This is a genomic window from Variovorax sp. IB41 (assembly GCF_016405905.1).
Classification (GTDB): Bacteria; Pseudomonadota; Gammaproteobacteria; order Burkholderiales; family Burkholderiaceae_C; genus Variovorax.
The window spans coordinates 17,790-37,187 of sequence record NZ_JAEFCB010000008.1 but is presented as its reverse complement, the minus strand read 5'-3'; the positions used below and the strand labels follow the sequence as shown (position 1 = coordinate 37,187).

Sequence of the window (19,398 nt, the reverse complement as noted above, 5' to 3'; positions counted from 1 at the left end):
TCAAGCGATGTCGGTCGATCGCGTCAGCGCCTCGTGGCGCGTCAGGCTCGCCTGCATGGCGTCCAGCTTGGCGCGGACCAGCCCGAGCGCGTCGCTGCCGAGCAGCAGGTGCTGCGGAGGCTGCGGCATGTCCACTAAAGCGAGGATCGCGGCCGCGGCCTTGTCCGGGTCGCCCAGCTGCTTGCCGCTCTTGTCCACGCGCGATTGCCGGATCGGATCGAACAGGCTGTCGTAGTCATGGATGGAACGGGCGCTGCGAACCATCGAGCGACCCGCCCAGTCTGTCCTGAACGATCCCGGGGCCACCGCCGTGACCGCGATGCCGAGGCCCTTCACTTCCTGGGCCAGCGTCTCGGAGATCCCTTCCAGGGCGAACTTGCTGCCGCAGTAGTAGCTGATGCCGGGCATCGTGATGTAGCCCCCCATCGAGGTGATGTTGACGATGTGGCCGCGCCGGCGCTGGCGCATGAACGGCAGGAACGCCTTCATGACCGCGACCGCGCCAAAGACGTTGACATCGAACTGGCGGCGCATTTCGTCGAGCGACGATTCTTCGAGGATGCCCTCATGGCCATACCCCGCGTTGTTGATCACGACGTCCACCGGCCCGTGCTCGGCTTCGACGGCAGCAGCGAGTGGTGCGACGGCGTCGAACTGCGTCACGTCGAGCAGCTTCACATGCGCCTCTGGGCCCGCTTGCGTTTTGAATTCCGCCGCAGCCTGCTCGCTTCGCACGGTCCCGACGACGCGATGGCCCGCGTGCAGTGCGGCGTTGGCGATGGCGCGACCGAAGCCGCTGCTGACGCCTGTGATGAAGAATGTCCTGGTGTTTTTCATGCATCGATTCTCGGAATCGAAGGCGCCGCGAGCCAGTCCCGATGCGATGTTTGGTTTGCCTATTCCTATGAGCGGCACCCGGTTTCCGCTCCTCTTCGGCCCGTATTGATGCACAGTGCGATGAATGAAGAAATTGCGCGCATCGCCTCCCGATCTCGCAGCCGGCGCCCGCAAGGCGCGGCAGGCCCGCATGGTCGCGCTCCTGAAGCGGCTCGCGCCGCAAGAAGGCTACACACTGACGGCGCTGCCGGACGTGCGCTTTCTTCGCTCCGATCGCCCGTTGGCGTCGACCCCCGTGCTCTACGAACCCGGGATCGTCGTGGTCTGCCAGGGCCGCAAGCGCGGACTCTGGGCGAACGAGGTCTACCTCTACGACGCGCAGCACTACCTCGCGGTGTCCGTGCCGGTGCCCTTCACCATGGAAACCGATGCGAGCGCCGACGAGCCCTTGCTCGCGATCTACTTCAGCCTCGATCTCACCGTCCTCGCCGGTCTTGCGTTGCAGGTCGATGAACTCATCGAGAGTCCGCCCAGCGCACCGGCCGGCATGTTCTCGACACCGATGGACGACGCGTTGGCGCAGACCGTCCTCCGGTTTCTCGAGGCGATGGGTTCACCGGTGGAAGCTGCGTTGCTCGGGCCGGCGATCGTGCGCGAGATCTACTTTCGCGTGCTCATCGGCGAGCAAGGTGCATCGATGCGCGCGGCGCTCGCCGGCCGGGGCCAGTTCGGAAAGATCGCCAAGGCGGTGCGGCGCATCCACACCACGTTCAGCGATCGCCTCACCGTCGACCGCCTGGCACGTGAGGCGGGCATGAGCATCCCCACGTTTCACGCCCACTTCCGCACCATCACCCAGAGCTCTCCCATGCAGTACCTCAAGTCGGTACGCCTTCACCAGGCGCGCCTGCTGATGCTGCGAAACGAGAAGACGGTGTCCGCCGCGAGCATCGAGGTGGGATATGAAAGCGCATCGCAGTTCAGTCGCGAGTTCAAGCGCTTCTTCGGGCTCAGCCCGAGCGAGGAGATCGCCCGCCTGAAGTCGAGCTTCGCCATGCCGCCTCTGCCGGGCAAGCAGGTGTGGGTGACATCGCACTGATCGTCGCGATGTCTTGCGGAGGCTCTCCCGCATGGGCGACCCCAAGCTCCCCGCCATGCCGCCCCGACACTTCGGCCGCCCGTCATATCCACTCCGGCGGATGGCAAACCGCCCTCGCCCCCGGCAGACTCGAAGGATGGCCACCACCATCTTCACCCCGCCGCCCTTCCCCGAACCCGACCAGCCCTTCGACACCCCCGAGGAGGCTGCACGCGCCGCACTGCAGGCATTGCTGGTGCAATCGATCGGCACCCGCAACGAGTTCGGCGGCGTCATCTGCAAGTTCAACGACAAGTTCCATGTCGCGCCGTACTTCGTGGGCGAGCGCAACAGCGTGAGCCCCGGGCTTCGGCTGCGCAACAAGGGCTGCATGCCGGTCGGGGCCGAAGCGGTGGCGGTGGCTTACTTCCACACGCATCCCAACGTCGTGGGCGCCGGCATGGCGATGCAGCCCGATGTCTTTTCGGACGAAGACATCGGCGTGGCGAACGGCGCGGAAGTCGACGCCTACATCGGCAGCGTCTCGGGCCTCTTCCTGAAATTCGAGCGCGCGACGCAGAAGACCTACATCGCCGGCCAGTGCCTGCGCAACGCCGACACGGGGCCGGTGCCGGACTGGAAGAAGATCAAGCGCAAGCTGGACCTGAAGTACGAATTCTTCTCGCCGTCCGCACCGGAGAAAGCCGTGGTCAAGCCAAAGCCTCGCGTGCCCGACCGCAAGGGGCCGACGATGGCGCCGCTGCGGTAAGGTTCACCTCGAATACCACGCGGGCGGCTAGTGCTGCCGCGCATACCGCCCCGGCGATTGCCCCACATGCCGGCTGAACGCTGTGCTGAACGTGCTGGCCGAGCCGTAGCCCACGCGTTCCGCGACTTCCGCAATGCCGAAGTCGTTGCGCACAAGCAGGTCCTTCGCCACGGCCATGCGCCAGGCCAGCAGGTACTCCATTGGCGGCAGCCCGACGGCGCGCGAGAAGCGCTCGAAAAACGCCGAGCGCGACAGCGCCGCCTTCTTCGCGAGCTCGGCCACCGTCCACGGTTGCGCGGGGTCGCCGTGCAGGTGGCGTAGCGCAATCGACACCCGCGCGTCCGCCAGCCCGCGCAGCAGCCCCGGCGGCGCGCCTTCGCCGGGTGTGGAGCGCAGCGCTTCGATCAGCAGCAATTCGACCAGCCGTTCGAGCACCAGGTCGCGTCCCGATTTCGCGTCGAGCGACTCTTCCCTCACGAGTTGCACGAGCACCGACAGCCGCCCCACATCGCGCACATGCAGCAGCGTCGGCAGCAGCGATGCCAGCAACGAGGCGTCCGGCGAATCGAAGGCGAAGTAGCCGCCGAGCATGCGCACGTCCGCCGGGCCTTCGCGCCGGCCGTGGCGGATGTCATCGACCGGCGCGGGTGCGAGCCTGGGGTCCACGAAGACCGGTGCCGCGGGCTCGAGCCCCGACATCGTGAACCCGGGCGTGAACGGCATGAGCACGAAGTCGCCGGCCGAGAGCGTGATGGGTTGTTGCCCATCGACTGCAAGAACGCATTCGCCTTCGAGCATCGTGCAGAAGCTCGGCTCGCCGAAAGCCGAGTAACGCACGGCCCACGCACCGGCGCCGCTGATGACCTTCGAGTACACCGCGCGCGGCCGAAGCAGCGAGACGACCTCGGCGAGTGGATCGGTCATGCCGGACTCCTGCAAACAAATGATGGACTGATGATTATAGGAAGTCCTGCCCGTCGCCGATATCGTGACGCATCTTCCATTCACTCACCAAGGAAATCCCAATGAAGACCGTCCTGATCACCGGCTGCTCCTCCGGCTACGGCCTCGAAACCGCGCGCCACTTTCATGCGCAGGGCTGGCACGTCGTCGCGACCATGCGCACGCCGCGTGCCGAACTCCTGCCCCGCTCGGAGCGCCTGCGCGTGCTGCCGCTGGACGTGACGAAGCCCGAGAGCATCGCCGCCGCGCTCGAAGCCGCCGGCCCCATCGACGTGCTCGTGAACAACGCGGGCCTGGGTCTCTTCGGCGCATTCGAGGCGACGCCGATGGCCACCGTGCGCGAGATCTTCGAGACGAACACCTTCGGCATGATGGCGATGACGCAGGCGGTGCTGCCGCAGTTCCGGCTCCGCAGATCGGGGCTGGTCATCAATGTGACCTCGACCGTCACGCTGGCGCCCATGCCGCTCGTGGCGGCGTACACCGCGAGCAAGACGGCGATCGAAGGCTTCACCGAATCGCTCGCGTTCGAGCTCGAACCTTTCGGCGTTCGCGTGAAGCTCGTGGAGCCGGGCTATGGGCCGGGCACGCGCTTCACCGCCAATGGCGCCGAGCGCATGCAGGGGCTGATTCCCGAGGCGTATGCGCCCCTGGCGCAGTCGATCTTCGCGACGCTGGGGAACCCGAGCGCGGTGACTACCGAAGCGGATGTGGCCGAGGCCGTATGGCAGGCGGCAAACGATGCGAGCGCCAGGCTGCGGTATCCGGCAGGGGCCGATGCGATGGCGCTCTCCGCGCAAGCATGAGCGTCCTGGCGAATGGGCTCAGTCCCCGAGTTCCTCGACCATCAGGTCGATGAAGCGCCTGACGCGCGGCTCCAGCAGGCGCCGCGTCGGATAGAGCGCAAGGATCTTCACCTCCCCCGCGTCGATGCCGGGCAGCACCTGCTGCAGCCGGCCCGCGGCGAGGTCGTCCGCCACCAGGAAGTCCGGAAGCAACGCGATGCCCATCCCCGCGACGGCTGCGTCGCGCAGAGCCTCTGCGCTGTCCAGCCGCAGGCGGCTGCGGCCCGGGGCCTTGACCCACGCGCCGCCGTCGCCGCTGCGCAGGCGCCAGCTCTGCTTCTGGTTGCGGCTGCTGAAGAACAGGCAGTCGTGCGCCGCGAGCGCATCGATGTCCTGCGGCGCGCCGCGCCCGGCGATGTAGGCGGGCGAAGCGCACAGCAAGGCCTTGTACTTGGCGACCACGCGGGAGACGAGCCCCGTGTCGGCGCTGGCTTCCTGCGCGCCGATGCGCACGGCGAGGTCGAAGCCGTCTTCGACGATGTCGGCCACGCGATCGGTGAAGCTCACCTCGGCCTGCAGATCGGGCCAGGCTGCCAGGTATTTCTGCAGCAGCGGCAGCACCACGAGCCGGCCGAACGCATCGGGCACGGTGAGGCGCAGCACGCCGCGCGGCGTGCCGCTGCGGCCCGCCACGCTTGCCTCGGCCTCATCGACGGCAGAGAGGATCTGCAGGCCGCGCTCATGGAACACCCGGCCTTCGTCGGTGAGGCTCAACGTGCGCGTCGTTCGGTTCAAGAGGCGAACGCCGAGCCGGTCTTCCAGCCGGCTCACGGCCTTGCCGGCCGCCGAGCGCGTGAGGCCCATGGCCTGCCCGCCGGCGATGAAGCTGCCTTCGTCGACGACGGACAGGAAGACCAGGATTTCATTCAGGTTCGCACGCAGCATGGGTGGTGGTGATCGTCGGTAATCGATGTGGAACGTTCGTCGCGTCTGTGTAGAAACCGCTTCGCCAATGGCGTGACTACAGTCGTTTCATCCACTGACTGCAAGGAAATCTTCATGAAACAACAACCCGCCCTCTACAGCCACGGCGTGCCGTGGGAAGAAGCCTTCGGCGTCGGCCAAGGGTACAGCGTGAACGGCACCATCTACATCTCGGGCCAGTTCTCGCACGACATGCAGGGCGCGTTCGTCGGCGAAGGCGACATCGCCGCGCAGACCCGCCAGACGCTGGACAACCTCGACCGCGTGCTCGCGGGATTCGGCGTGACCAAGACGAATCTCGCGGAGCTGGTGATCTACGTGACGGACCCGCAAGCGCACACCGAGGCGCTGGTGCCGGTGTTCAAGGCCTACATGGGAACGCATCGGCCGGCGGTGACGCTGATCGGTGTGACGGCATTGGCGTTCCCGCACCAGCTGATCGAGATCAAGGCAGTGGCGCATACCGATTGAGGGAGCGCCACCCGGCCGGCGTCAGACCATACGCAATGTATATAATGCATATACGTTTCATATAGAGGTCGTCGCCGATGGGTATCGTCAAGATTTCGGACCTGATGCATGAGAACCTGCGCGTGGCAGGCAATGCCCTGAGCAGGTCCATCAATTCGCAGGCAGAGCACTGGATGCGGGTCGGCATGCTGACCGAGATGCACCCGGAGCTGGACTACCGCGAAGTCTGCCAGCTGCTGATCCAGGCCGAGCTCTCGGGCGGCCTGGACATCACCGCGGCCGCCACCGCCCCCGCCGGCAAGCCGCGCTCGTCCCCGAACGGAAAACACCAGTGACCGGCGGCAGCGTTCCCATCAAGTCCGCGGAAGAACTCGCGATGTCGCGACGGGCCGCCCAGCTGGCCGCCGAGGTGCTCGCCATGATCGAGCCCCACGTCGTGCCGGGTGTGAGCACCGACGCGCTCGACCGGCTCTGCCACGACCACATCGTGAACGTGCAGGGCGCCATTCCCGCGAACGTGGGCTACCAGGGATACCCGAGGACCATCCTCACCTCCGTCAACCAGGTGGTGTGCCACGGCATTCCCTCGCCCGACAAGATTTTGAAGAAGGGCGACATCGTCAACATCGATGTCGCCGTCATCAAGGACGGCTGGTTCGGCGACACCAGCCGCATGTTCTTCGTGGGCGAGCCCAGCGTGCTGGCGCGGCGGCTGGTGGAGACGACCTACGAAGCCATGCTGGCCGGCATCCGGCAGGTCAGGCCCGGCGCAACGCTGGGCGATGTGGGCCACGCCATCCAGTCGATCGCGCAACGCGAGCATTTCAGCGTGGTGCGCGAATACTGCGGACACGGCATCGGCCGCATCTATCACGACGAGCCGCAGGTGCTGCACTACGGGCAGCGCGGACAGGGCCTGCGGCTGGCGCCGGGTATGGTCTTCACCATCGAGCCGATGCTCAACGCAGGCAAGCGCGACACCCGGCAAATGCCCGACGGATGGACCGTCGTGACCAAGGACAGGTCCCTGTCCGCCCAGTGGGAACACATGGTGGCCGTCACGCCCGAGGGCTACGAGGTGCTCACGGCCTGGCCGGGCGGCACGGGCAGCTACGCACCGGTCTGACGCGCTACAGCGCCTGCAGCGCTTACAGCCTCCTACAGCGCGAGCCACTCCCAGCGCTTGTACGCCCACTCGTACTTTCCGCACGCATAGGACACCAGCGTCTCCACGGCCGCATCGGCGCTCAGTGGTTCGGCGCTGTGATAGTGCGCCCCCGTCGTGACCAGTTGGTGCTCCAGGTGAAAGCCCTTGGCATCGGCGTACACCTGCATGTACGTTCCGCCGCGCAGCTCGATGACGGCGAAGGCGGACGCCTCGTTGCGCAGCAGCGGAACCCAGTGGCGGATGTTGGCTTCGCTCGCCTGCTCCGCCACGCCGAAATCGGGACAGTCCAGCATCGGCGTCTGGTACTCCGCGCCGATGTCGAAGACGAGGTGCTCCTCTGCGCTCGATGCACCGTTCCTGAAGATGGCGATGAAGAAACAATCGTTGATCGCCAGCGGCACATGCACCAGCAGCGCGTCGTGCGCCTTGGCGCGCCGGGCAAAGACCTGCGCCGGTTCGGGCGCCGCCCAGTCCTCGAGCCGCAGCGGCTCGCGAAGGCTCTCCGCAAGCGCCACCGCGCTGCGCTTGATGGCGTCGCTCGGGTCGTGTGCCTCGGTGCCGCCGTGCAGCAGATCGAGGTATTCGTGCAGCTGGATGAGCCTCGAAGGAGGCGGCTTCGGTTTGCGAGAAAAGAACATGGGGATGCGGCTCTCGTGAAGCCGCGATTCTGTCGCAAAGCCGCTGCCCGCAACGCCCTCTACCTCGTCGCCGCCGAGACCGCCGCCGTGTCGTAGTACTCCATGAACTCGACGATCTTGCCGTCGCGAAAGCGCACCACGTCCGCCTTCGGCGTCTTCACCGCCTTGCCGGTCTGCCGGTGCGCCCATTCGCAGCTTCCGAGCATGACGACGCGGTCGCCCTGGGCGATGAATTCGTTGGCGTCGTAGCTGATCAAGGTCCACTGCGCGCCCATCTGCTCGAAGTAGCGCAGCACTTCGTCCTTCGAACAGCACTCCCTGGTGAACTCCGCGCCGGCCGCGCCATCGCCCAGCGAGCGCCATCGCACGTCGTCGTCGATCATGTCCATCCAGTGCTGCGCGCTCGCGGCCTGGGAACCGTTCCAGAGGTCATAGCCCTTGCGCAGCGCCGCCACGTTGGCTTCCTGTTCGGTCATGCATGTCTCCTTCGGCCAGGGTGCAGAAGAGAAGCGTCGCGCGGCGGCCTGGCCGGTCGCGCGCGAGGATCGCATGATGCGCCTGGCTACCTGGGGGAGCAATCGGGGAATGACCCCGCTAACGCTTCAACCACCCCAACCCCTTCGCATGCAGGCTCTGCACATAGAGCCGCTCCCGCGTCTCGGTCACGGCCGTCGTCTCGGGGTACGCACCCGTCGCATCCTGCAGGCTCGCGAGCACCTTGCCGTCTTCGTTGAACGCCACCACGTGGCCATAGGCCCTGGGCACCGGCCAGAGCGCGCGCGGCAGGCGCATCGTCACGCTGCGCAGGAAGGGCTTGTCGGCCAGCTTGTCGATGGTCGGATTGCGCGGCTTCACCAGGCCCACCCAGATCTTGCCGTCGAGCCCGCGCATGAGGTTGTCGGGGTAGCCCGGCAAGTTGTCGAGCAGCACCGCGGCCTGCGGGTTGATGCCCGCGGCGGCATCGAGATCGCGCGCATCGGTGCTGATCTTCCAGACGCGGTACTTGCCCGTCTCGGCGACGAACAGGCTTTTCTCGTCGGCGCTCAATGCAATGCCGTTCGCGAACGCGAGGCCGCGCGCGACCACGCGCGTTGTCTTGGTGGCCGGGTCGTACGCCAGCACGCGGCCCGTGGCGGACTGCTCCAGGATGTCGAGCACGCTGGCCTCGAACGTGCCGCCCCACTCGGCCGGCGAGAAGCGCGTGGAGGCATCGGTGAAATACATCGTGCCGCTGCCGCGCGCCACCACCACGCCATCGGCATAGCGGATCGGCTGGCCGTCGACCTGGTGGGTGAGCACGGTGATCTGCTTCGTCGGGCTCACCGACAGCAGCCCCTTGATCGCATCGGCCGCGATGAGATTGCCGGCCGCATCGAAGTCGAAACCCAGCACGCGGCCGCCCGTGTTGACGAAGGCTTCCTGCGCGCTGCCGTCGGGGTTCATGCGAAGGATGTTGCCGCTGAGCACCGTGGTGTAGAGCTTGCCGTCGGGGCCGATGGCGATGTGCTCGGGGCCCTCTTCGCGGCCCAGGTCGATCATGTTGAGGTGCGCGAGCTGGTCGTTCACCGCGAAGGCGCCGGTGTAGCCGGGGTCGGCGGGCGCGGACCAGACGACGGGCTTGACGGGGACGGGCCAGAGTGCGAGGTAGGCGATGGCTGCGAGTAGCAGGAGGCCGAGCAGGGCAAAGGACTTCTTCAGCATGCGATCTCTCGTTGTTTTGCAGGGGCCGATTCTGGCGAATTTCGCTCGAATGGGTTAACGAACATTTTGATCATTTCAACAACCACGGGACCACAGTCGCCTATGTTCCTGCGCGTTTTTTCCTCTCTCTGTTTGGAATTCGACTATGGAGCAGAACCGCACATTCCGGCCTTGGAACTGAAGCCTCGCACCCGAACCACGGAGGACTCCGACGCTACCCTGCGCATGGATTTTTTATGCGATTAACGGGAGCAAAAAACCATGAAAAAAGGGATGCAGCTGAGCGCTCGGCAGAGGTTGAAGATCAATCTCCTGAAGGGCGTGCATGCTGTCAACAAGCTGTGCCTGACGGCCAACAACATCGCGCCGCCGGACTACCTTTCGACGCCGTATGGCGGAGGCTCCTACTTCGAGACGGGCCTTCATTTCTTCACGCACTTTCTGGACCTGTGCGACCTCAAGCGAGACTCTCAGCTTCTCGATGTCGGATGCGGCATCGGCCGCATGGCCATGCCTCTGACGGCGTTCCTGAATGAACAGGGCCGCTACGAGGGCTTCGACATCATGCCGCTGGGCATCGACTACTGTGCCCGCCACATCACGCCCAGCTTCGCGAACTTCAATTTCCAGGCTGCCGACGTCTTCAATGCTTTCTACAACCCCGAGGGAAAGCAGAGCGTCGAGACCTTCCGCTTTCCGTATCCGGACGCGAGCTTCGACATCGTGTTCTCCACGTCGGTGCTGACCCACCTCGCGCCGCCCGCGATCGAGAACTACATCCGTGAAACGGCGCGGGTTCTGAAGCCGGGCGGCAAGTGCCTGCACACCTGCTTCATGCTGAACGTATCGACGCTGGAGGCGATCCGCCTGAAGCGCGATGCGCCGGGTTTCAGGTACCAGATGGAGGGTTTCATGACCTCCGATCTCCACAACGTCGAGGACGCCATTGCGGTGCCGGAACAAGTCTTTCGCAGCATCTACCGGGAGACTGGGTTCGATGCGCTCGAGGTGTATCCAGGCTCCTGGTCAGGGGGAGCGGGGCCGCATCTTTCTTTTCAGGACCTGTGTGTGGCTGCAAAGGGAAAAGGCTGAGGCGCGGTTTTCAAACATGGCTGCTTGATCGCGCCGCCGTACCGTAATAGCCCGCCGCACCGGGTCGCGTTTTCAGGTCTGGTTGCTTTCGACCGGCTCAAGTAAGCTCGCGCGCACACGCCCGGAGGCGGAGGAGACGAACATGATGCGACTGCTCGTGATTGCGCTTTTGGCTTTCGGCACCTGGAAAAGCTATGAGCACTATCAGGCGAAGCGGCTCTCGGCCATGCAGAGCGAGCAGCCGGCGGCGCTCAATTTCTCCAGCAAGCCGAACGCTGCGCCTTCAACGGCGAGCTTCTCTTGCGACGGGCGGAAGTACTGTTCGCAGATGACCTCTTGCGCGGAGGCCACGTACTTTCTGAAGAACTGCTCCGGGGTGAAGATGGATGGGAACAACGACGGTGTGCCTTGCGAGCAGCAGTGGTGCCGTTGAAGGTTGCGCGCAACGACAAGCAACCGGAATTCGAAAGCATGACCATCAAGATACTCAAGGAATCTGCAATCGAATGGGTGCGTGCTCATCCGGCGATGTTCTTCGATGCCGGCCAGGCTACCGCTCAGAACCTCGTTGAACAGCTGACGAACGGCGCACGGGTCTTGGGTGCAACGACGGTCGAGACCATCACTGCTGGCGCATGGCATGTTGTAGCCGCGAGGGAAGACTGGTTTCCCAATGCGCGGATTCCGATCCCGGGCGACTTCAAGTTCAGTGCTCTCGTTGGCTTCCCCGAGCAAGGCGACAACTGCGTACGGCCCGAATTTCTGATTGCGGCGTTTGCCAGCGATGTCATCGTGAAGGCGGAGAACTCGGAGCCCATCGTCCTCGGAACTGTTTTGCCGGAGGATGAAATTTACGAAGTGCTCGCACGCAACAAGACTTGGTGCCGCGTCATTGCATTTCGCGGAGTCGAGTCCCGGCTTTACAAGCCCCCGGCCAGTTGAGCGGATCGCTTCAAGGCTACACACAAGAACCGCATCGCGGTGACTTGAAGGACCGGTTCGGGGTGATGTGGGTGCTGGACGTCGCGGCGCAGTGCAGCGCAGCTTGAGTGGCGCAGCAAGCCCCCTCGCCCTTCGCTTACGCGACCGCAGTGCATCGCTTCGGACCGATGTACCGGCAGATAACATCGGCCGCCATGAAGAAACCGGCGAGAAACCTCAACAGGACGCGAACCGAACGGCAGCTGATCCGCATGGCGCTGCGCGGCTGGGGCAGCGACCGGCACTGGCGCGCGATTGTCGAATTGCAGATGCGCGGCTCCCCGCAGACGCTTGAACTTGCACGCTCGCTGTCTGCCAGCGCCAGCTGGAGACGTCGAGGCCTCGGCCTCTGCATCGCGTCTCAGCTGCGGCAACACCAACGCGGCGACTACTTCGGCAGCGTCGAATACGCGCGGGAAGAAACGCAAACCCTGCTGCTTGCAGGCTTACACGATCCGCATGACGAAGTGGTTCGCGCGGCAGTCTCGGGCCTTGGTCATCGGCCGCATCCCGACGCATTGCCCGAACTCTTGAGGCTGTCGACGCATCGCAATGAATTGCTCCGATGGAACGTTGCGGTATCGCTGGGCCATTACCCCGAGCCGGACGCCATCGAAGCGCTGCTTTGGCTCGCGAGCGACCCCGATGACGACGTGCGCAACTGGGCAACGTTCGGCCTCGGCTCGCTTCAGGAAGCGGACACGCCGGAGATTCGCGAGCTTCTGTGGAAGAACCTGCAGGACCGTGATGACGAAGTGCGCGGTGAAGCACTGGTGGGACTGGCCAAACGGTCGGACCCGAGAGCGATCACCTATCTGGCGGAACACCTGGACGCCGATTGCCGCGTGTACGAACTGGAGGCCGCGGAGAAATTGGCGAGCCCGTTGCTCGTGGATGCGCTGCAGAGAATTGCAGACGACTTGAATGAGTCAGAGGTCAGCGGGTATTGGCTTGACCGGTTGAACGCGGCCATCGATGCATGCCGTTCGCACTAGCTTCGGACCACTGAGGCTCGACCGAAGCTGTTCAGTCCGCCGCGTTCATGAAAGCCCCGGCCGCCAGCGATTCGAGAAATTCGCGCTGCTCCGGGGTCGATAACTTTCGCGGCGTGTATCCATGAGCATCGGGTTCTGCAGTGGCAGCGTCCAGCCACTCGCGGGCTACGGCCATGACGGCCTGCTGCTCCTCTGGCGAATACTCGTCGGCCATTTCAAAGCTGATTCGCTCGATCTCGTCGGCTACAAAGTTGTCGTCGCGAAACGTGTCGTCGGCCAGGAACACGAGTGCCCAGAGGTATCGAACAACTTCAGCAGCGAGGCTCTTCATAGGTTTGCTTTTTCTACCGGATGAATTGTTGAGGACGGCGGTCCACAGCGAATGCGCGTGCTGCCAAGGAGAAGCCCTGCAGTTTTTACTGCAACCCGAACACCAGCAGCAGGTTGTTCGCCGGCATCGCATGCCGCTCGCGCAACGCGAGGCCTGCGCGGCGCGCCTCGGCCGCCACGTCTTCCAGGCGGCGGATGCCCCATGCGGCATTGCGGGCGCGCAGGTCTTCGTCGAACGCCGTGTTGCCCGGCGCCGTGGGAACGTCGTCTTCGATGTAAGGCCCGTAGGTGACGAGCAACCCGCCAGCGCGCAGATGCCGCGCGGCGCCTTGCATCAGGGCGGCGCATGTGGGCCACGGCGCGATGTGCAGCATGTTGGCGCAGTAGATGGCGTCGAACTTTTCTTCTTGCCCTTCTCCTCCTCTTGCTTCAGCGAACGCGGGGCCCTGCGACGGCCATTGAGGCGACATCACGTCCAGGAGGAGCGGCGGGCGGAGATTGGGGAGTGCGGCTTCTGCGACGCGGGCTGCGAGGGCGGGGAGCGTGCGGGGGTCTGCGTCGGTGGGTTGCCAGGTCCATTGGGGCATGGAGGCGGCGAACCAGGCGGCGTGTTGGCCTGTGCCGGAGGCGATTTCTAGCGCGATGCCGCGCTCGCCGAGGACGCGGGTCAATGCATCAAGGATGGGCTGCTTGTTGCGATCGGCGGCGAGGCTGTGGGGAAGGTTGGACATTCGAAGAGGCGACATCTGGTTGAAAGCTATCGAGCGCTGGAGTTGGCGCCCTTCTCTATCTGATCGCCACGCGTCATATGCGTCTGAATTTTAGGGCCGCCGGGGCATTGCCATGTCGGCTGTCAATGGGCTGCGCCCCGATCAGTGACCGGCCGAAGCGCATTGGCATCGCGCGACTCGATTTCGTTACGCACCGGCGCGCCCCTGGCGATGAACGTTGGCGCGGTCGCGCCGAGGCGAGTGGCTTTCATTGGGGGGGGCCAGACAGTCTTGCCCGTTGTTTACTCGCTATGCATGAGACCGCTTCAGACCGATCATGGACGCTCGGTGTGTCTTCGCAAATGGCTACTATCGGCCAGAACCGGCCCCTCACCGCGGGGCTCCAGTCTTAGACCATCGCAAGCTGGCAAACGATATAACGGCTGCCAAAGCATGCACATCGAATTACGATGAAATTCAATGATCTTGCCCGCAAGGCCGCCAAGGGCTCCGGACCGCTGTCCTACGGTGGTTCAGTTCATCCGGAAGACTTGATTCGGTTTTCGCTGGCGTATGGCGCTGACGGCGCTGATGAGATTGAACGGCTCTGCAAGCTGCACGGATGGCACGAGGACGGCTTGCTGGAAGACGGAACCAGGGTAGTGCCGCTCGCACGTTGGGCGGTGGCCTGCGTCGCCTACGGCCGCGGCGGCGTAGCTTCGCTGCAGCATTTGCTGACCGATCGAGCGCTCGCGACGTTTGCTATTGCGGTTCTAGTCGAAGTTCGCACCGAGACTTGCGTAACGATGCTGTTGGACTACTGCATGTCGACAACCGCCCTTTCGGACGAGCCAGACGATCCGTTCTGGCGAGCACTCGGCGCGTTGAACGCGTTGACGAGCTTCGACGACGGGTTGGTGCCACCGCAAGAGCAGCAGACGAAGTTGAGAGATTTGGTGATCGAGACATTCAACAGTGCCACCATGTCGTATCAGCAGGCACTTTGCCTGTGTGCACTTAGAGGAGCGCCGATCGAAGGGTCATTGGAGTGGGCGGATGCCCAGACGGTGACCGACCATGGTGCGATGCGAGCAAGAGCCGCCGCGATAAAGTCTCTCCGGCGTCGTCTTTCCGGCTCTTACAAGCCGCCCGGTGCTGAGCAGAAGCGCCAGATCCGCAAGCGGCGAGCGCTTGACGGTTAGCGCTTTCGGCCATGAACGGATTTTCATACTAGGAATGCGAATGCGTGCTCTACGCTTGGCTGCGGGAACAAGGGATTTCGGTGTTCAAGCCTCGGCCTCACTGTGTGCTTTGTTGTTATGGGCCGTAGGAATCAATGCCGAAGCACAAGAGAGATGCCCCTCTGCGGCGGAGCTTCTGAGCAGTCGCGAGATGGTGAACTTGACTCACATCCTCGGGCCAAAAAGCGGTGTCAATGGCCCACTTTGCTCGCCAGGTTTCGTTGAAGTCACGGCTGCCGGAAAGCCGCTCTGCACGGCGGGCCCATCTGCCCAAGTGATGAGGATAGGTGTTCAGATCCGGCCTCAAGCTGACCAGGCAATTGCCGCAAGCTTCATTGTGCGAACGCAAGGTTCCACACGCGACCTCGCAGCAGATGTGGTGGGTGCGAAGCTCGTCGATGCCGATCTGCTTAGCCTGCCCTCCTCACTCAAACGTTTTGTGGAAACAGCGCCAAGCGTCGGTCTTTTTCAGACCACGGATGGGCAGTTGATCGTGAATGCACGGTCGAACGACGTTGAGGCTAATACTCTGAACTTTCAAGTTTTTTTCCTCGCCTCCTTCGTCAGGCAGGATCCTGAATTCGTGACGTGCATGAAAGAATACGGCTTCTTTCGTTAGGTGATTTGAGACTCGATCCCTGACAAGACGCTTCCATCTACCAGGTGCTGCTTAGATTGCAGTCGTGAACTTCCCACACGAGATCCGCCGCCCGGGAGAAAGCTCGAAGACCGCAGCGGGTCTTTTGACACCGACCGCCCTTCGGCTCTCCAAAGCCGCCGTTGAATTCAACTTAGGTAGCGACGGCCATGAACACACAGCATCGCTGAGACCTGACAACCTCAACGCCTCTCAACGGTAAGACCATGGGCGCCCCCATCTGGATCAACAACAACGCGGACCTTTGGATCAGCAATGGGATGAAAGATGCCTTTTGCAGAGTGCTTACGACCGTCGCGACTCTTGAAGGCCACGATGTCATGGCCGTCTATACAGACGCACCAGGCGTGGCAGGCACTTACCGAGTTTCCGGTTTGGGTATTGATCTCGACGAGTTCAATGCCTATCTCGGTGGATCGGAGGGCGTACGGCGCCACCTTGATGTCTGTCGCGCACGATTGCCAGAAGTCGCCGAGTCCTGCGGCCTGACGCCGACGCACGCCGGGTACATGTTGAATTTGTTCGCGTGGGCAGCGCACATCATGGATGGAAACCCGCTCCCCACGAGCTGTAACTACTACCTGGACTGCCCGCCCGGCATCGGGGGCTGATGCAAAAACACCGCTCGCAGCCGTCGATCGCGGTAAATCAGTCACGCCTAACAGACAGCCGCGCTTGGCAGGCTGCGGCCTTTGATTGCCCCAACACGATCACTGCGCTGAATACGCTTGGATGAACGCCTCGATCTCGGCCGGACCGCTCCAGCAGAAGTGTCCAGGCTCATTGCAGTGTTCTTGGATAAGCAGAAGCACCGACGGCGAATAGACCAACTGGGCTCGCACGTCCTTCACAAACCTGGACGGAATGACGAGCTTCACGAATCTCTTGGAGCGTCTATGCCGACCAACTACAACGATCTTTTCGTAGCCATCACCCCATTGCGCCGGCATGCAATGAACTTTCGTGCCGGTCGAAAAATGAGGCACATGGATACCAAGGGGCGGTCGAACGTTGCCGACCAAACACCACCGCGATGGCGGCTTGGAGCGGACGTCTAAGGTTGGTGTCACTGATTTGAGCTCCGGGGTAATGTCGGGTCGAAGAAGCCCAATTCCGTCTCAGTTTGGCGGTGGGCCGTTGAATCCGCGGCCGGAGACGAAAGTCTAGCCTCGGCTGGCCAAAAACCTCAAGAGCGGGCGCCAAGCCGCAATGAACCTCGGCGCCCGAGCCCTTAGCTAGCCGGCCCCATTTCCTGATATAGCTCCCGCGCCTCTCCCGCTAAATCAGAGGCGAGCCACACCAGGTTCTCCCGATGCGCCGGCCCCACTTCCTCGAACCATCCATCGTCGCCGTAGCAGCACCACAGCAGCGTGTGCAGTTGCTCCAGCTTGTTCTCAAGTACATCCGATGCGGTTTGCGCGGATGCGTTGGAAGAGTTCGTCCGGGGACCCCGGGACATAATTCGATCAGCCATGTGTTGTGCTTTCAGTAAAAAGTAATGCACGTCATTTGGTTAGACGGCCATGGTGTTCGCGCACCGTGGCCGTCGCCTTTTGCGCCTCACGTTCGCATCGCTGCTCATCGCAGCGACAGCCCGCCGTGAAGCAAAGCGGTTCATCCGTCCATCGATCCGATCGGTGTGTGTGAGTGGTGGGTCGTCAGCACCCAAGGGCATTCACTGTAGAGAACCACAGCCCCGCGCAGCGAGAAATTTCTGCCCATTAATTCTCGAATTGCGCGGTCAATCGACGCGCGGCAGGCGCAATACACAAAGCTCTGACAGTCCTCTCCAGAGTTCACTGTTGCGGCCGAATCGAAGGCTTCGTCGGTGGCTTCATCAGCGGCTTGATCAACGGCTCAATCGACGGCTCAATCGACGGCTACATCGGCAACGCATCGCGCAAGAAATTCACCCCTGCCCGAACTCCCGCGCATGCTCCACCGCGTACTTGATGAGCTCCGCCTGCCCTTCGATGCCCAGGCGCCGCTTGATGCTCTGGCGGTGCGCCTCCACAGTGCGCACGCTCAAGGAGAGGTCGCGCGCGATCTGCTTGCTCGATTCGCCGCGGCCGAGCGCGGTGAGGATCTCGCTCTCGCGCGGCGTGAGCAACGGGCGCGGCGCCTGGTTGCGAAAGAGCTTCTTCGAGACGGCGGGGCTCAGGAACGTGCCGCCCGCGGACACCGCCTCGATGGCGGCCACGATCTCGGCCGCGGGCGCGTCTTTCAGCACATAGCCGCGCGCGCCCACCTGCATGGCCTTCTGCACGTACTCGGGGTTGTCGTACATGCTGAGCATCACGATGTGCGGCGCGGGGTGCGATGGCGCTTGTTGCTGGTCGCGCTGCAGCACGAGCGCGGCTAGGTCGATGCCGTTCATGTCCTTCATGCCGACATCGACCAGCATGAGGTCGCACCGCAGCGTGTCGATGAGCGCGAGCGCCTCGGCGCCGCTGCCGGCCTCGCCGACGATCTCCAGGTTGGGCATCGCGCCCAGCCGCGCGCGCAGGCCGTCGCGCACGAGCGGGTGGTCGTCCACGATGAAGAGGCGGATGGGCCTGGGTGCCTGCTGCGTGCGCACCTGTGCGGGTGGTGCGGGTGGGGGTGGTGCTGCTGCTGTCATTCCGGTTCAGGCCTCGCGCTGCGGGCCGGCACCTCGGCCTCGATGGATGTGTGGCCGCGGCCCGAGCGCATCGCCAGCCGCCCGCCGATCGCCTCGACGCGCTCGCGCATGTTGCGAAGACCGATGCCGTGGCGCGGGTCCAGCTGCATTGCCTCGACGTCGAAGCCCACGCCATCGTCGCTCACCTCCAGCCGCACGGCCTCGTCGGTGAAGCCGAGCGCGATGTGCACGCGGTGCGCCTCGGCGTGCTTGCGCACGTTGGTGAGCGCCTCTTGCGTCACGCGAAAGAGCGCGGTCTTGGTCTCCTGCGAAAGCTCGAAGGGCTCGCCCTCGACCATGATCGATGCGTCGATGCTGCCCTCTTCGCCGAACTCGTGGCCCAGGCGCTCCAGCGCCGCGGGCAGGCCCAGCGTGTCGAGCAGCGCGGGGCGCAGACGGTGCGAGATGCGGCGCACTTCGGTGAGCGAATCGTTCAGGCGCTGCAGCGCCTTGCCGAGCGCGGGCGGCGCCGCGTGGTGGTCGCGGCCGAGCGCATCGACGGCCGATTCGATCAGGAGCTTGGCCGACACCAGCGTCTGGCTCGTGCCATCGTGCAGTTCGCGCGCGAGGTGGCCGCGCTCTTCTTCCTGGGACTGCACCACGCGCCGCGCGAGCAGGCGCAGCTTGGCCTCGGCCACGCGGTGTTCGCTCAGGTTCAAAAACAGGCCCGTCGCGCTCACCACGCCCAGGCACAGCGCCGCGATGCCCGCGATCCACAGCAGCGTGGCGGTGACGTTGGCGTTCATCTGCTTGTCCAGCGCGTCCATGGTCGATTCGATGTCGTCCAGGTACAGGCCCGTGCCGACCATCCAGTTCCAGCGCGGCAGCGCCGTCACGTAGCCCAGCTTGGGCGCCATCTGCGCGCTGGAGGGCTTGCGCCATTCGTACTCGACGTAGGCGCCACCGTTTTCTTTCGCGCCCTTGATGAGCTCCTGGATCGTGAAGCGCCCCTTCGAATCGCGCATGCCCCAGAGGTTCTGGCCGACCAGCTCGGGCTGGCGCGAATGCATGAGGGAGTTGCCCTCCAGGTCGTAGACGAAGAAGTAGCCGTCGTCGCCGTAGTCGAGCGCCGCGAGCCGGCGCAGCGCCTCGTTGCGCGTGGCCTCGTCGTCCTGCCCCGAGTCGTACAGCGGGCGCAGGTTGCTCACGGCCAGTTCGACGTAGCTGCGCAATTCGCTGCGCCGCTGGGCCATGTAGCTGCGCTCGATGAGCGCGCGCTCGCGCTGCGCAAGGTCGTGCTCCTGATGTCGCACCGCCAAGGCCACGAGCACCAGCGCGACGAGCAGCGGAGCGACGGCCAGCGCGACGATCTTGGTGCGGAGGTTCATGGGGGAGGAA

24 protein-coding genes are annotated in these 19,398 nt (G+C 64.1%); 13 read left to right on the top strand and 11 right to left on the bottom strand.

Features of this window, described 5'->3' with window-relative positions:
• Window positions 1-837, bottom strand: coding sequence for an oxidoreductase (locus tag JC881_RS16210; RefSeq protein ID WP_198786735.1), 837 nt, complete (start codon window positions 835-837; stop codon window positions 1-3).
• A 124-nt stretch (window positions 838-961) separates the two neighbouring features.
• Here JC881_RS16210 and JC881_RS16205 point away from each other — a divergent pair, with 124 nt between their 5' ends.
• Together JC881_RS16205 and JC881_RS16200 are read left to right on the top strand one after the other, a co-directional pair.
• Window positions 962-1,936 (top strand): AraC family transcriptional regulator, encoded by a 975-nt coding sequence (locus JC881_RS16205; RefSeq protein ID WP_198786734.1) that lies wholly within the window; start codon window positions 962-964, stop codon window positions 1,934-1,936.
• Window positions 1,937-2,072: 136 nt separating this feature from the next.
• Entirely contained in the window at window positions 2,073-2,684 is a 612-nt protein-coding gene (locus JC881_RS16200) for a DUF4329 domain-containing protein (RefSeq protein WP_198786733.1), read from the top strand.
• A 27-nt stretch (window positions 2,685-2,711) separates the two neighbouring features.
• Here JC881_RS16200 and JC881_RS16195 read toward each other — a convergent pair whose 3' ends face one another.
• Window positions 2,712-3,608: an AraC family transcriptional regulator gene (locus JC881_RS16195; RefSeq protein WP_198786732.1), complete on the bottom strand. Its 897-nt coding sequence runs from the start codon at window positions 3,606-3,608 to the stop codon at window positions 2,712-2,714.
• Window positions 3,609-3,709: 101 nt separating this feature from the next.
• Between JC881_RS16195 and JC881_RS16190 the strand changes: the two genes are divergently transcribed.
• A complete protein-coding gene (locus JC881_RS16190) occupies window positions 3,710-4,453 on the top strand; it encodes an SDR family oxidoreductase (RefSeq protein WP_198786731.1) in 744 nt (247 codons plus the stop codon).
• 18 nt (window positions 4,454-4,471) lie between these two features.
• Here JC881_RS16190 and JC881_RS16185 read toward each other — a convergent pair whose 3' ends face one another.
• A complete protein-coding gene (locus JC881_RS16185; protein WP_198786730.1) occupies window positions 4,472-5,377 on the bottom strand; it encodes a LysR family transcriptional regulator in 906 nt (301 codons plus the stop codon).
• A 114-nt stretch (window positions 5,378-5,491) separates the two neighbouring features.
• Between JC881_RS16185 and JC881_RS16180 the strand changes: the two genes are divergently transcribed.
• From JC881_RS16180 to map, 3 genes are all read left to right on the top strand, one after another.
• Window positions 5,492-5,887, top strand: coding sequence for a RidA family protein (locus JC881_RS16180; RefSeq protein WP_198786729.1), 396 nt, complete (start codon window positions 5,492-5,494; stop codon window positions 5,885-5,887).
• 77 nt (window positions 5,888-5,964) lie between these two features.
• Window positions 5,965-6,222 carry a ParD-like family protein gene (locus JC881_RS16175; protein ID WP_198786728.1) on the top strand — a complete coding sequence of 86 codons (258 nt, stop codon included), beginning with the start codon at window positions 5,965-5,967 and terminating at the stop codon, window positions 6,220-6,222.
• Window positions 6,219-7,013 carry a type I methionyl aminopeptidase gene (gene map, locus JC881_RS16170; RefSeq protein WP_332875250.1) on the top strand — a complete coding sequence of 265 codons (795 nt, stop codon included), beginning with the start codon at window positions 6,219-6,221 and terminating at the stop codon, window positions 7,011-7,013. The genes JC881_RS16175 and map overlap by 4 nt, the downstream gene beginning before the upstream one ends.
• A gap of 32 nt (window positions 7,014-7,045) precedes the next feature.
• Here the strand turns inward: map and JC881_RS16165 are convergent, their stop codons facing one another.
• The 3 genes from JC881_RS16165 to JC881_RS16155 all read right to left on the bottom strand — a co-directional run bounded on the left by JC881_RS16165 (window position 7,046) and on the right by JC881_RS16155 (window position 9,394).
• A complete protein-coding gene (locus JC881_RS16165) occupies window positions 7,046-7,693 on the bottom strand; it encodes a hypothetical protein (RefSeq protein WP_198786727.1) in 648 nt (215 codons plus the stop codon).
• Between the two features lie 59 nt (window positions 7,694-7,752).
• Window positions 7,753-8,169: a nuclear transport factor 2 family protein gene (locus tag JC881_RS16160; protein WP_198786726.1), complete on the bottom strand. Its 417-nt coding sequence runs from the start codon at window positions 8,167-8,169 to the stop codon at window positions 7,753-7,755.
• Window positions 8,170-8,287: 118 nt separating this feature from the next.
• Window positions 8,288-9,394, bottom strand: coding sequence for an SMP-30/gluconolactonase/LRE family protein (locus JC881_RS16155; protein WP_198786725.1), 1,107 nt, complete (start codon window positions 9,392-9,394; stop codon window positions 8,288-8,290).
• A 261-nt stretch (window positions 9,395-9,655) separates the two neighbouring features.
• Between JC881_RS16155 and JC881_RS16150 the strand changes: the two genes are divergently transcribed.
• From JC881_RS16150 to JC881_RS16135, 4 genes are all read left to right on the top strand, one after another.
• Window positions 9,656-10,486: a class I SAM-dependent methyltransferase gene (locus JC881_RS16150; RefSeq protein WP_198786724.1), complete on the top strand. Its 831-nt coding sequence runs from the start codon at window positions 9,656-9,658 to the stop codon at window positions 10,484-10,486.
• A gap of 142 nt (window positions 10,487-10,628) precedes the next feature.
• On the top strand, window positions 10,629-10,919 hold the full coding sequence (locus tag JC881_RS16145) for an excalibur calcium-binding domain-containing protein (protein ID WP_198786723.1): 291 nt from the start codon (window positions 10,629-10,631) through the stop codon (window positions 10,917-10,919).
• Between the two features lie 38 nt (window positions 10,920-10,957).
• Window positions 10,958-11,428: a hypothetical protein gene (locus tag JC881_RS16140; RefSeq protein WP_198786722.1), complete on the top strand. Its 471-nt coding sequence runs from the start codon at window positions 10,958-10,960 to the stop codon at window positions 11,426-11,428.
• A gap of 194 nt (window positions 11,429-11,622) precedes the next feature.
• Window positions 11,623-12,462: a HEAT repeat domain-containing protein gene (locus JC881_RS16135; RefSeq protein ID WP_198786721.1), complete on the top strand. Its 840-nt coding sequence runs from the start codon at window positions 11,623-11,625 to the stop codon at window positions 12,460-12,462.
• A 31-nt stretch (window positions 12,463-12,493) separates the two neighbouring features.
• On the opposite strand, the gene JC881_RS16130 is transcribed toward JC881_RS16135, so the two are convergent.
• Together JC881_RS16130 and JC881_RS16125 are read right to left on the bottom strand one after the other, a co-directional pair.
• The gene (locus tag JC881_RS16130; protein ID WP_198786720.1) at window positions 12,494-12,793 is read right to left on the bottom strand and encodes a hypothetical protein; all 300 of its coding nucleotides are present in this window, start codon (window positions 12,791-12,793) and stop codon (window positions 12,494-12,496) included.
• 85 nt (window positions 12,794-12,878) lie between these two features.
• On the bottom strand, window positions 12,879-13,523 hold the full coding sequence (locus tag JC881_RS16125; RefSeq protein ID WP_198786719.1) for a DUF938 domain-containing protein: 645 nt from the start codon (window positions 13,521-13,523) through the stop codon (window positions 12,879-12,881).
• A 449-nt stretch (window positions 13,524-13,972) separates the two neighbouring features.
• On the opposite strand from JC881_RS16125, the gene JC881_RS16120 reads away from it, so the two are divergent.
• The 3 genes from JC881_RS16120 to JC881_RS16110 all read left to right on the top strand — a co-directional run bounded on the left by JC881_RS16120 (window position 13,973) and on the right by JC881_RS16110 (window position 16,012).
• A complete protein-coding gene (locus JC881_RS16120) occupies window positions 13,973-14,704 on the top strand; it encodes a hypothetical protein (protein ID WP_198786718.1) in 732 nt (243 codons plus the stop codon).
• A gap of 40 nt (window positions 14,705-14,744) precedes the next feature.
• Window positions 14,745-15,362 carry a hypothetical protein gene (locus tag JC881_RS16115; protein ID WP_233101833.1) on the top strand — a complete coding sequence of 206 codons (618 nt, stop codon included), beginning with the start codon at window positions 14,745-14,747 and terminating at the stop codon, window positions 15,360-15,362.
• Window positions 15,363-15,607: 245 nt separating this feature from the next.
• Window positions 15,608-16,012, top strand: a complete 405-nt coding sequence (locus JC881_RS16110) for a hypothetical protein (RefSeq protein ID WP_198786716.1) — start codon at window positions 15,608-15,610, stop codon at window positions 16,010-16,012.
• 620 nt (window positions 16,013-16,632) lie between these two features.
• Here the strand turns inward: JC881_RS16110 and JC881_RS32445 are convergent.
• The 3 genes from JC881_RS32445 to JC881_RS16100 form a co-directional block, all read right to left on the bottom strand.
• Complete coding sequence (locus JC881_RS32445; RefSeq protein ID WP_233101832.1) at window positions 16,633-16,875, bottom strand: hypothetical protein; 243 nt, start codon at window positions 16,873-16,875, stop codon at window positions 16,633-16,635.
• A 435-nt stretch (window positions 16,876-17,310) separates the two neighbouring features.
• Window positions 17,311-18,021 carry a response regulator transcription factor gene (locus tag JC881_RS16105; RefSeq protein ID WP_233101831.1) on the bottom strand — a complete coding sequence of 237 codons (711 nt, stop codon included), beginning with the start codon at window positions 18,019-18,021 and terminating at the stop codon, window positions 17,311-17,313.
• Window positions 18,018-19,388 carry a cache domain-containing protein gene (locus tag JC881_RS16100; protein ID WP_198786715.1) on the bottom strand — a complete coding sequence of 457 codons (1,371 nt, stop codon included), beginning with the start codon at window positions 19,386-19,388 and terminating at the stop codon, window positions 18,018-18,020. The genes JC881_RS16105 and JC881_RS16100 overlap by 4 nt, the downstream gene beginning before the upstream one ends.
• Window positions 19,389-19,398: the final 10 nt, after the last annotated feature.